The organism is Luteibacter anthropi, from assembly GCF_023699965.1.
Classification (GTDB): Bacteria; Pseudomonadota; Gammaproteobacteria; order Xanthomonadales; family Rhodanobacteraceae; genus Luteibacter; species Luteibacter anthropi.
The window spans coordinates 3,486,865-3,499,531 of record NZ_CP077072.1 but is presented as its reverse complement, the minus strand read 5'-3'; the positions used below and the strand labels follow the sequence as shown (position 1 = coordinate 3,499,531).

The following is a 12,667-nucleotide window of genomic DNA, read 5'->3' as shown; positions in this document are numbered from 1 at the left end:
CCACGCTGCATTTTTAGATCGATTGAAGCCATACCCACCCAATCGAAAGCCTTCTGGAGCTTTACCATGCAACCCCGACCTTCCCTACGACGGACCTTGATCTGCGCCGCCGTCGCCGCGTCGCTTTCCGGCCTCGCCCATGGCCAGGCTACGACCGGACGCATCACTGGCCAGGCACCCATCGCCGATGGCGAGACGGTGCTCATCGAAGGCAGCAACGGTCTTTCCCGTGAAGTCGGCATCGACGGCCGTGGCCGTTATGCCGTGGAAGCCCTGCCGCTGGCCACCTACAAGGTCTCGCTCAAGAAGAACGGCGCGGTCGTCGACTCGCGGGACAACATTACCCTGCGTGTCGGCGCCGCCACCGATGTTTCCTTCGAAGCCGCCAGTGGCACCCAGCAACTCGAAGGCCTGACCGTTTCAGCCAACCAGGTGCCGAAGATCGACGTCGCCACCGTCGCTTCCAGCACCGTGATCACCTCGGCCGACCTGGCCCGCCTGCCGTTGCAGCGCTCGGCCGAAGGCATTGCACTGCTTGCCCCGGGTGCAACGCGTGGCATCGCCAGCTTCAAGGGCGCCTTCGGCGGCTCGCTGGTCTCCTTTGCCGGCTCGTCGGTCAGCGAGAACGCTTATTACATCAACGGCTTCAACACGACCGATCCGCTCAGCGGCTTCGGCGGCGTGAGCCTGCCCTATGGCGCGATCGACCAGCAGGAAGTGCTGAGCGGTGGTTATTCCGCGATGTACGGCCGCTCCGATGGCGGCGTGATCAGCCAGGTCGGCAAGCGCGGCACCAATGAATGGCACTTCGGTGCGCAAGTGCTTTGGGAGCCGGAGTTTGCGCTGTCCGATGCGCGTGATATCCGATATGTACACGGTGACGCAAAGACCCAGGGCAGCATCTTCCTGCGCAACAAGGACAACCGCGACTGGACCAGCACCATCAGCGCCTACGCCGGCGGCCCGCTGATCGAGAACAAGCTGTATGTATTCGCCGCGGTGGAAGCGGCCCGCACGGAAGGCAACAACGTCGGCGACCTGAATCACTCCTACGATACGAAGTACACGTACAAGGATCCGAAGTTCTACGGCAAGATCGACTGGAACATCACGGACAACAACATCCTTGAGCTCACGAGCGTCGGCGAGACGCATCGCACGAGCGGCAGCAAGTACAACTACGACTACAACACGCTCAGCACCGGCAGCTTCAACAGCATCGGCGAAACCGACAAGACGCAGGCCCGCATCTATATCGGCAAGTTCACCAGCTATATCACCGACGACCTGACGCTGACGGCACTCTATGGCAAGTCGAAGCTGACTTACTATAACGAACCTGCTCAGACCGGCGTGGTCGGCCCCTTCATCGGTGCCATCGACCAGCAGAATCCTGCGTACACCGGTGGCACGCCCATCACCAACCACCAGACCCTCGATACGGTGGACAACCCCGGGCATGAGTCCAACGCGCGCAACCTGCGGGTGGACCTCAACTACAAGATCGGCTCGCACTCGATCACGGCGGGCATCGACAATCAGGACACCAAGGACTACGAAGACGGCACCACCATCGGTGGCGTCGGCTACGAGCTTTGGTACGGCAAGATCGATCCGAACCTCAACATCAGCGAAAACCCCTTCGTCGACAAGGTCGGCAATTATCCTGGTGGTGCCACCGGCTATTACGGCTACTACCGCCACTACAACACGCTAGCCACGGTTCGCGTGAGCCAGCGCGCCCAGTACGTGATGGACGACTGGCAGGTCAACGACAAGCTGCTGCTCTCGCTGGGCCTGCGCAACGATGCGTTTACCAACTACAACCCGGCCGGCCAGCCGTACCTTCGCCTGACCAAGCCGCAGTGGGCGCCCCGCCTCGGCTTCAGCTATGACGTGAAGGGCGATTCCACGCTGAAGATCTACGGCAACGCCGGTCGCTATTACCTTTCCATGCCGGCCTCCGTGGCCCTGCGCACGTCCGCCGGTTCGCTGGCCACCAACCAGTACTTTACCTATACCGGCATCGATGCCAACGGCCTGCCCACCGGTGTCACCTTCATCAAGTCGGCCACCGGTGGCGCCGTGTCACCGAACGGCGAATATGGCCAGCCGCCCGACCCGAAGACCGTCAGCTCCAAGAACCTGAAGTCGGAATACCAGGACGAATTCATCCTGGGCTTCGACCACCAGTTCGATCCGGCCTGGATCTGGGGCGCAAAGGCCACGGTGCGCAAGCTGCGCAACGCGCTCGACGACGTCTGCGACAACGGTGCGATTTCGCGCGCCGCCGCCGCACAGGGCGCGGATCTGAAGTCGGTGACGATCGGCAGCTGTTATCTGTCCAACCCCGGTCGCGCCAACGTCTACCAGCTGGCCAACGCCAATGGCGGCTATACCGATGTAACGGTGACCAACGACGACTTCGGCTTTACCGACCTCAAGCGCAACTACTACGGCCTGGATGTGTACCTGTCGCATCCGTTCGACGGCAAGTGGTCGGGCAAGATCGACTACCTGTACTCGCGCAGCTACGGCAACACCGAAGGCCAGGTGCGATCCGACGTTGGTCAGGGTTCGGTTGCCGCCTCGCGTGACTGGGACTACGCCACGCTGATGGACTACGCCAACGGCTATCTCTCCAACGATCGCAAGCACCAGCTGAAGATGTACGGCTCGTACCAGATCGCACCGGAATGGATGGTCTCGGCGAACCTCACCGTGCAGTCGGGCCGCCCGAAGGAGTGCCTGGGGCGCTACGGTGCCGCCGAGACCGACCCGGCAGGCTACGGCAGCTATTACCACTTCTGTTTCGGCGTGGCCTCGCGCCCGGGTGACATGGGTCGCCAGCCCTGGCAGGAACTGCTGGATGTAAACGTGGAGTATCGTCCGCTGTGGGCCGATCGCAAGCTGGCCTTCAACGTCTCGGTGTTCAACCTGCTCAACCAGCAACGCCCGGACCAGACCGAACCCGTTTCCGGCAGCATCCACTCGGTCAACGACGCCTACCAGCGCGTGATCAGCTACACGCCGCCGCGCTACGCCCGCTTCGGCATCACCTACGACTTCTGACGGAGACACCATGCATCCGTTACTGCGACTGTCCATCGTTGCGCTCGTCACCGGAGCCCTCGCGGCTCCGGTGACCGGCGGCGAACGCACCTACAAGGATCTGCCGACGGAAACGCCGGCCCACTTCGTTCCCAGCCAGGCCGGTTACGACTACGAACGGCGCACGGTGGATATACCGATGCGCGACGGCGTGAAGCTGCATACCGTTATCCTTGTGCCCAAGGGAGCAAGGCATGCGGGCATCCTGCTCACGCGAACGCCTTACGGCGCCGATGGCATGGGCAACCGCACCGACAGCCCGCGCCTTGGCACGACCCTGCGCGGGTACGACAACCCGGCCGACATCATCGTGCAGGACGGCTATATCCGGGTGATCCAGGATATCCGCGGCAAGCACGGCTCCGAAGGCGACTTCGTGATGAACCGGCCACCGGTCGGACATGGCAATCCCACCGACATCGACGAATCCAGCGACATCTACGACACCATCGACTGGCTGGTGAAGCAGGTGCCGGAGTCAAACGGCAAGGTCGGCATCATCGGCATTTCCTACGACGGTTTCGAGGCGATGATCGCCACCATCCATCCGCATCCGGCGCTCAAGGTCGCCGTACCGATCAATCCGATGATCGACGGCTGGATGGGCGACGACTGGTTTCATCGGGGTGCCTTCCGCCAGCAGATGATTCCCTACATCTACGGCATGGTGAACTCGCGCGGCAGCGATATTCCCTGGACCACGGCTTACCGCGACGACTACGACCTGTACCTCAACGGCGGCTCGGCAGGCGACATCGGTCGCGCCCATGGCATGGAGGCGCTGGGCTTCTGGCAGAAGATCCTCGCCCATCCTGCCTACGACAACTTCTGGTCCGAGCAGGCGCTGGACCGCATCGCAGCAAACGAACCGATGACGGTTCCCACCATGCTCGTCCACAGCCTTTGGGACCAGGAAGACAACTACGGAGACATGGCCGTCTACCGTGCACTCGCCCCGCGCGACCCCTCCCATGAAAAGCTCTGGCTGGTGCTCGGCCCCTGGCGTCATGCGAAGACATGGGAAAACGCCAGTACCATCGGCGCCATCGAGCTTGGCAGCGACACGGGCAAGACCTTCCGCCAGCAGATGCTGCGGCCTTTCCTCGCGCAATACCTCAAGGATGGCGCCCCCAGGGCTGATATTGCTCCGATCAATGCCTTCGTCACCGGTGAAAACACCTGGCGACGGCTCGATACATGGCCCTCGTCATGCACACAGGGTTGCACGCCGACCATGCAGCGCTGGTATGTCGAAGCTCATGGCGGCTTCGGTGCGCAGGTGCCTGACAAGGGAAGTGACGAGTACATCTCCGACCCGGCGAAACCGGTGCCCTACCGCGTGCGCCCGATCCAGTCGTGGTCGCATGGCGTCGCCGAGCGTGAAGATACCTGGCCCGAATGGCTGGTAGACGACCAGCGTCAGTTCGCCACGCGTACCGACGTACTGACGTATGTATCTCCCGTGCTGGATAAACCGATGGGCGTGGCAGGCGAGCCGCTTGTGCACCTGCTGGCTTCCACCACGGGCACGGACAGCGACTGGGTAGTGAAGCTGATCGACGTGTATCCGGATGACGTGGAAGACAAGCCGTCGATGGGCGGGTACCAGCTACCCATCGCCATGGAGATCTTCCGTGGGCGATACCGCGAGGGCTACGACAAGCCCAAGGCGCTTGTACCGGGCAAGCCACTGGCCTACGACTTTCCACTGCCCACGGTGAATCATGTATTTGAGCCGGGGCACCGTGTCATGGTGCAGGTCCAGTCGAGCTGGTTCCCGCTGTACGACCGCAATCCACAGACCTTCGTGCCGAACATCTTCAACGCCAAGCCGGGGGATTACAAAAAGGCGACGCAGACGGTCTTGCGCGACGGCGAGGCTGGCACGTACATAAGCCTGCCCGTTACCCCTCAACACTGATCCCTGCACACTACCCCCTGCAGGGGCGGACCTTGTCCGCGACCTCTCATGACATCTCGAAGATAATGAGGAGTCGCGGACAAGGTCCGCTCCTACCGTGATTTGATCTGGTCGGACGGCCTGTAATCGAAACGAGCTGACTCACCCACCGTGATCGGCAGGACAAGTTGCAGGACCGGTATGAAAACACCGTAGTGATCGCGATATCTGCGCTGGTCGTCCTGTGCCTTGGCGAGGGCGTCCGTGGCAGCAGGCACGTAGAAGAACGCTCGTATGGGCAACCGCGTGCCGCTGTCCCTTGGCCAGGTCGCCAGGCGCAGTTCGTTCGCCAGTGCTCGCTGCTTCTCCGGCATGGCTTCGTGCGCACGCAGGCTCAGCAGGAACCGGGCCGCCGCGTCCTGCTCGCCATCACGGATATTCCACCCGCATTGCCCCGAGTATTTGTTATCCATCGCGGCAAACAGCACATTCCATTGGATCACGCCCCCAATGTCCTGGGCATCGCACGCACGCGTCGCCTCAGGCCGGGGATCCACGGCGTTTTCACCACACCCCTGCTCCGCAGGACGGTTGGCGGTATCCGCATCCATCGGAAAGGCACACAGGGCAGCTACATCCAGCGTACCTTCCGGGCGAAGATCCCTCGGATACATGATGTAGCCGTTGCGATAGGTGAACACCAGCTGGGTGAAATTCACATCCGCACGCAGGTATGAAAACGACACGCCGCCGCGTGCAATGGATGAAGGACTGGGATCCCACGGAAGGAATGCCGGGTTGTTCTCCGTGGCCCTCAGCAGCACGCCGCTGCATGACACCGCCGCACGTGCCGGGTGTCCGGGACAGGATGCCGCCGTGTCTTCGTACCACTGCCGCACATCCGCCAGGGCCTTTTCTCCCGTATCGACAGAAACCGGCTCACGGGAAGCCGGCTGCATGGCGCAGGCGGTCAGCAGTGTTGCGGCACACATCACCGCCAGATGCTTCATGTTCTGGAATCCCCAGGCGATCGAACCGGCGCAGGCCGGCTCCGTCGTGCGGATTGTCCCGGTTTCCGAGCTCTTCGACGATAGGGCTACAACTAGCCGCGGGTTTCGCGCCAGACATTGCGGAGAGTCGCGGGTCAGAAGTTCCAGCGGAGCCCGAGGTTTGCCGTCCAGCCCTGGTTGCCCGCGCGACCTATCCGCTCCTGCCAATCGCCCTCGCCATAAACGGATAAGCGGTTGCGCCACTGCCAGGTGCCGCCCAGCCCCAGCTCCCACAGCCTCCCGAACCGGCCGCCCGTGAACGCCTGCGAGATGTCATACCCCTGTTCGCCGACGAGGATCCGGGGGACGCCGCCCCAGCCCTGGATGTAATTCAGGCGCGCATACGGCGTCCATTTCGCATCCGCCTGCGTGAGCCACGTGCGATCCAGGCGCAGGCCGGCTCGCCCGATGGTCTGGTCGAGTGGCTGGTAATGTGTGATGACGCCATCCATATCCACCTGGTCGCGCAGCCCGACGTGCTGCCGCGTGACCTGCAACTGGGGTTCAATCTGCCAACCGTTGTCCAGAAGGATGGGATAACCCGATTCCAGCGATGCCGACCAGCCCGACCCCCGAACCCGGGCCGCGTCCTTCGCCCGCGCCGTATCGACATAGCCACCATGGCGGTCACCGGACACGATCGCGTCCAGATAGAAACCATTCGCCTGTTGCCAGGTCAGCGTCATCGCAAAGGAGTTCGAGTCGATCTTCGCGTGACTGTATCCATCGGCCGTCCTGGGATCGACGCGGGTGGTGCCGTGGGTAAACGCGATGCCCGCACGCAACACGCTGCGCTCGGTATTCAGGTCAAGGATGTCCGTCCCTACCTGAAAGGCGCGGAAGTCGGTGTCGTAGGCCACGCCATAGTCCTGGAACGACCGATTCGTTGCGTAGCTGTAATCACCGCCAAGGATGCGTGCAAACGGTTCGCCGCCCAGTCCCTCGTCCATGTCGTCCATCTGCCTGACCTCACCCAGCCGCCGATGCAGGTTGTCGATAGTCCGGTAGCCGTACATGGCCAGTGCTGAAGGTGACGCAATATAGGCCGGCACCTGGGGAACCAGCGCAGGGCGGGCATCGACCGCTACCGGAGGAGGAGCCGCTGGCGTGCCGGGTGGCGTGGCCACCGGTGGTGTCACGGGCGCGGGCGGGCAAGGCCCGCCATCACACACGATCACGTTGCCCAGCCGGTAATCCCAGAAGGCGTTGCCGCCACCTGCCACCACCCGCTGCCCTGCGTCGCTTGCTCCCGGCTGGAAGGCATACAGACCGTACTGCCAGGGACCGAAGGCCAGATAGCCTCCCGGGACCACGAAGGCGTTGCTTGTTGATGCGCCCGCTACCTGTACGACGGAAATGCCTTCGTTGGGCCCAACATACCCGTTCCGGTCCAGGTCGGTGGACGCACCCGTACTGACAAGCGATGGCGTGATCTGCAACATCGTCGTGCCACTGGCCTGCCCCTGCACGAGCAGGCGATCCGTTGACTGCCCCGACAACGGACCGCCTTCGTTCAACGTCGTGACCAGTTTTACCCGTCCCGAGGTGCCCACGTAATCACCCGCTACCGTCAGCGAGTTGCCGGGAGAGCCGCTGCCGTTGGTCAGGTCGATCGTGCCGGCATTGTTGACGATGACGGGAGCGCCAGCATCCGCGTTGATCATCGGCTGCACGTTGTTGCCGGCGTACAGTGTGGATGTCGCATCGATATCGACATCGCTTCCCGCCAGGCGCAGGTTATCGGTGAGTTCGAACGATGTCCTGTCGATAAGCCGCAAGGTATTCCAGCCGATCACGCGGATCCCCTTGCCCAGGTCGTCCGCATCGAAACTGCCGCCTTTCGCCTGCGTGCCATCGAACGTCAGGGTATTGCTGCCTCCGCTGCCAGCAAGCAGATGGTAAGTCGTGCTGGTATCTACCGCGCCCAGCGTCGCCTGGTTGCCCGCCCCGTTGCCCATGGTCAGCCCGCCATTGAGCGAGCCCGCCCTCCAGTTGAAGGTGTCGCTGCCTTCCCCACTGTTGACGTCACCCTGCACGCTGCCACCCGCAAGGTTGATGGTGTCATTGCCCGAACTGCCCATCACCGCCTGCGCTATGGGAGACGCTGCGCTGATGACGCCCTGGTTGGTGAAGGTGGTGCCGCTGCCGTTGGAAAGATCGACGACCGGGGCTGCCGTGCTGGTCGAGGTAAGCGTGCCCTGGTGGGTCACCGAGGAAGCTGTGCCTGCGACCAGTGCAGCCCCGCCCGATGCACTAAGGATGCTCACCGTCGCCGCAGATGTCACCGCACCGGTCGTCAAGGCCTGGATACCCACGCTGCCCGCGGCATTCCCGTGCACGACGAATCCACTGCCGATCGAAAGATCACCCGTGGCCGGTGTGCCATCGGCGTGGCGGAATGCGTAGCCCACTCCCGGTCCGTCGACCTCGAAGGTTGCCGTGGATGCTGGATTGATGGCGGTGGCGGTTCTGAGTCCCGCTCCTGCCCCGGAATGAAGCGTGACGCCAGTCAGGGTGATGGTGGATATCTCTGCCGCGTTCTCGATGGCGTTGCCCGTGCCCAGTGACGTGATCGTGTTGCCCGTCGCAACAAGCGAGCTTGCTCCCGTATCGAGCAGCACACCATGGGCGCTGCCGTTCGTTACGATGGCGGAATCGCCGCTGCCCAGCACGAGAGCTGCGCCATTGATGAGCTGAACACCCGCGACCCCATCATCCACGCGGATCGTCCCGGCCGGATTCAATCGCTGCGTTCCCGCACCTTCCACCCGTACGCCCGTACCATTGCCAACATGGATGGTTCCGTTGTTGGCGAAGCTGCCGCCCGTCTGCAACAGGGCGCCGATGGCCGCAGGACCCGTGAGATCCACGCTGGCGGTGTTGGTGGCGGAAGCATTGGTCTGCACCAGGAAGCCCATCGCCTTCGCGCCCGTGAATGCAATGTTGCCGGCATTCGACAGGGAGGCGCCATTGCGCGCGATGAAACCGGTTACGCCTGTCTGCGATGAACTGAGCGAGGCAAGGCTTGTCAGCGTCGTGGAGCGAACGATACTGCCCGTATTCGCACCGGTGAGGCTATGCTTCTGCCCGTCGACCACGCCCGCAATCGCGCCATTTCCCGTGAGGTTCATGGTCGTCGCTGCATCGATGGTCGCCGAAGCACCCCCTTCTGCAACAACGCCCTGCGCGCCGGTGCCGGATACGGTGATCGTCGCATCCCTGGTGTTGAGCATGGATCCCGTGCCGCTTCCGAGAACCCCCGTTGCCTGCGGGCCCGACACGCGCATGGTGAGGCCGGTGCCGTCGAAGTCGGCGCCACTGTCGAGGCGGAACAGGGTGGACTGGGGTGTCGAGACATCCAGCACGGCACCGCCAGCGACATTGATATGGGCGTTGGCACCGTAGGCATAGAAGCCGATCTGCTTGCTTCCGCTGGCGAAGCTCGGGGCAGCACTCGCGCCGACATCCACCGTGGCGCGGCCACGCGAATGAATGCCGATGGCGCCATCCCCCAGCAGATTCACCGCGCCCTGCACATCGGCGAGAGCAGTAGCACTGCCCTGGCCTTCGGCCCATACACCGAAGTTTCGCGTGCCACTGGCCGGATCCGCACCACCGGCCACATTGATGGTGCCTGTGGAGCTGATCGATGACGCCACGCCCGCGGTCGACAGCGCCTTGATGCCGGTGCCATTGACGCCACTGACGTTGATCGTGCCGCTGTTCGCCACACGACCGGACGCACCGCCATTCTGCACAAGGATGCCATCGTTTTCGCGCGGCACGGCGGCGGCACGTCCGTTGATGTCGATGGTGCCGGCATTGTCGACCTGGGCCGACGGCGAGGTCACGTAAATACCGGCCGCATTCTGCGTGAGGCCGCCGATGGTGATGTTGCCGCGATTGCTTACCGTACCGCCGTTGGCCACGTTGATGCCGGTGACGACGGTGCCCTGATTGATAGCCACATCCGCCGCCGGAGCGGCAAGATCTGCCTGAGGGCCACGTCCGATGTAGATCGTGCCTGTATTGGTAAAGGATGCCGTGGAATCGTTGAGGTAAACACCGTCCATCGAGCCATTGGAACGCGAGCCACTGATGCCCACATTGATGATGCCGTTGTTCGTGCCCGTCGCTCCGCTCCCCAGGCGGATGCCCGTGGATTTCCCCGCGCCATTGGCCGTTCCCGTCGCCAGGTTGAGGACGCCGTTGTTGGTGAAATCGCTGCCGCTCTGCACATCGACCACGTTGGCGCCATACGCACCATCAGTGATGGTGCCGGTCGACGGATCACGGAAGAAGTTGCCATTGATGACGCCATCGCTGATGCCATGACTTGCCGAGGCCAGTACCAGCGCGGAACCGTCACCCGCCGTATGGGTCACGCCCAGCGTGCCACCGGCTGCAATCTGCGCGGTGGCGCCGTTCTCGGCGCGTACCGCACCATGATTGGCATTGACCACCTCCAGCGTCGCCCCCGCGTTGATCGTTCCCACGGCGCCTGCACCGGTCAGATGCATCACGATGCGATCGCCGATCGGCTGGGCCACCTCGTCAGGCGGGCTGTCCGCCGAAATGCCATAACCAACGGGCTCGATCGTGTACGTGTAGGCCAGCGCGAAATAGACACTGTATTGGGCGGGGTCGAGATTACCGGACTGCATCTGCGCAATCAGGAAATTGTTGTAGTCGCGCAGTTGTGCCGCATTGGTCACGGTAAACGCATGCTGCACGCCATCCACGGTCGTGACGCTTACAGCGCCACCGTAGTGGGACACATAGTTCACATTGAACGTGTCCGGCACCGAGGGATCGGCCACCTCGCCGGTAAACGTGATGCGGTTGGTGGATGTCCACTGGATCGTGCTCGCTGCACCGGCGCTGCCATCGGCATAGAACAGCGAACTCTGTTTTGCTGCCATCGTCCATCCATTGGTTGCCGCCGTCGATGCTGCTCCCTGCGTGCCGATGTTCACGTCGAGGTTTCCACCTGCAGACATGACGGTGCCCACGCGCGCATCGATGTATTGCTGTCCGTTGACGTTGACGATGTCGGGCACCACCGTGTCATCGGGATACGTCGACAGGTCCACCAGATTCGCCGTGTTGTATACGGAAGCCACCCGACTGCCGCCCGTGATCGGATCGGGCACGCTGACACCGAAATTCTGGGAGCCGGGATTGAGCCGGGCGGCCGTGAGCCACTGGGCACCGCTGATGATGAGGTTGCGGGCTTTCAGTGATCCGATGGTCGTCGTCCGCGCCCCGCTGTCGCCTGGCGCGAACAGCTGGGGGCCGCTCAACGTCATGTTCCCGCCGGCCGGCACGATCTGGGCGCCGACTTCGTGACCGTTCACGGATGGACTGTATGGCTGCAAGGTCACCTGCTGCGCGGCGACTGGCAGGCTTCCGACAAGCGCGATGGCGAGCAGTTGCTGCCTTGCGCTGTCTGTTCGGCGCGCCCCCTTGGAGCGGCCGCTCATGCCGATGCGATGCTTCATTGTCGAGACCCCGAGTCATGCCGCCCGCATGGCGGCCTGCGCGGCAACGACGGCAGATCTCCTCTGCCGGCGCGCCGCGACTCCGGGCCCCATCCGTCCGGAGACGGGACCTCCTGGGTCAGCGCTATAAAGGCCGCCACATGAAGGAAATGTGTAGATGCAGTACGACGCCGGGCTGGTGCAAACAGCGCAGTCCCCTATACTCCCGCCGATGAAGCCCAATGTCCTGCTGCAATACATTCTTCCGCACCGCTTTCTGTCGCGGATCGTCTACCACGCCACCCGCTGGGAATGGGCTCCCTGGAAGAACTTCCTGATCGGGCAGATCGTGCGGCGCTATGACGTGGACATGAGCCAGGCCGCCCAGCCCGATCCGCTGGCGTACCAGCACTTCAATGCCTTCTTCACCCGCAAGCTGAAGCCGGATGCGCGCCGCGCCGACCCCGATCCGCAGGCGATCCTGTGCCCGGCCGACGGTCGCATCAGCCAGTCGGGCCGCATCCGCGACGGCCGCATCTTCCAGGCCAAGGGCCAGGAGTACACCGCCGCCGAGTTGCTGGGCGACGAGGCCAGCGCCGAGGCGTTCCGCAACGGCAGCTTCGTGACGATCTACCTCTCGCCGCGCGACTATCACCGCGTGCACATGCCGCTGGACGGCAGGCTCCAGGGGACCACGCACGTGCCGGGCCGCATCTTCAGCGTGGCCCCGTTCGCCGTGGAGGCCATCCCTCGCCTGTTTGCCCGCAACGAGCGCCTGGTCTGCCGCTTCGACGGCGAGCACGGCCCCTTCGTGTCGGTGATGGTAGGCGCCATCCTGGTATCCAGCGTCGCGACGGTCTGGGACGGCCTGACCATCCCGCCCTACGCGGCCGACATCCGCCGGGTGGACTGCAGCGGGCGTGGCGTCGCGCTTGAGCGCTTCGCCGAAATGGCCCGCTTCAACATGGGCTCCACCGTGATCCTGCTGCTGCCCGAGGGCTACGAGATCGACGCCCTTGAGCCCCAGCAGGTGGTGCAGATGGGCCAGCGCCTGGGTCACTGGGCAGGCGCAAAAACGTGACATATTGCGTCACATTGTGACCGAAACAACTTACATTCAGACCTGA

The 12,667-nt window shown here is 63.3% G+C and carries 5 protein-coding genes; 3 read left to right on the top strand and 2 right to left on the bottom strand.

Going from position 1 to position 12,667, the window contains the following annotated elements:
• Positions 1 to 66 precede the first annotated feature (66 nt).
• Positions 67 to 3,072, top strand: a complete 3,006-nt coding sequence (locus KR767_RS15100; RefSeq protein WP_250876841.1) for a TonB-dependent receptor — start codon at positions 67 to 69, stop codon at positions 3,070 to 3,072.
• A gap of 10 nt (positions 3,073 to 3,082) precedes the next feature.
• The gene (locus KR767_RS15095; protein WP_250876840.1) at positions 3,083 to 5,032 is read left to right on the top strand and encodes a CocE/NonD family hydrolase; all 1,950 of its coding nucleotides are present in this window, start codon (positions 3,083 to 3,085) and stop codon (positions 5,030 to 5,032) included.
• 92 nt (positions 5,033 to 5,124) lie between these two features.
• Here KR767_RS15095 and KR767_RS15090 read toward each other — a convergent pair whose 3' ends face one another.
• The gene (locus KR767_RS15090) at positions 5,125 to 6,021 is read right to left on the bottom strand and encodes a hypothetical protein (protein ID WP_250876839.1); all 897 of its coding nucleotides are present in this window, start codon (positions 6,019 to 6,021) and stop codon (positions 5,125 to 5,127) included.
• Between the two features lie 134 nt (positions 6,022 to 6,155).
• Positions 6,156 to 11,561, bottom strand: a complete 5,406-nt coding sequence (locus KR767_RS15085) for an autotransporter outer membrane beta-barrel domain-containing protein (protein WP_250876838.1) — start codon at positions 11,559 to 11,561, stop codon at positions 6,156 to 6,158.
• A 211-nt stretch (positions 11,562 to 11,772) separates the two neighbouring features.
• On the opposite strand from KR767_RS15085, the gene asd reads away from it, so the two are divergent.
• Positions 11,773 to 12,621: an archaetidylserine decarboxylase gene (gene asd, locus KR767_RS15080; protein ID WP_166948514.1), complete on the top strand. Its 849-nt coding sequence runs from the start codon at positions 11,773 to 11,775 to the stop codon at positions 12,619 to 12,621.
• The last annotated feature ends 46 nt before the right edge of the window (positions 12,622 to 12,667 follow it).

Bases quoted from the DNA above. Each gene is read 5' to 3' on its own strand.
- KR767_RS15090 (WP_250876839.1), bottom strand. From the start codon at position 6,021: ATGAAGCATCTGGCGGTGATGTGTGCCGCAACACTGCTGACCGCCTGC.
- asd (WP_166948514.1), top strand. From the start codon at position 11,773: ATGAAGCCCAATGTCCTGCTGCAATACATTCTTCCGCACCGCTTTCTG.
- KR767_RS15095 (WP_250876840.1), top strand. From the start codon at position 3,083: ATGCATCCGTTACTGCGACTGTCCATCGTTGCGCTCGTCACCGGAGCC.
- KR767_RS15085 (WP_250876838.1), bottom strand. From the start codon at position 11,561: ATGAAGCATCGCATCGGCATGAGCGGCCGCTCCAAGGGGGCGCGCCGA.
- KR767_RS15100 (WP_250876841.1), top strand. From the start codon at position 67: ATGCAACCCCGACCTTCCCTACGACGGACCTTGATCTGCGCCGCCGTC.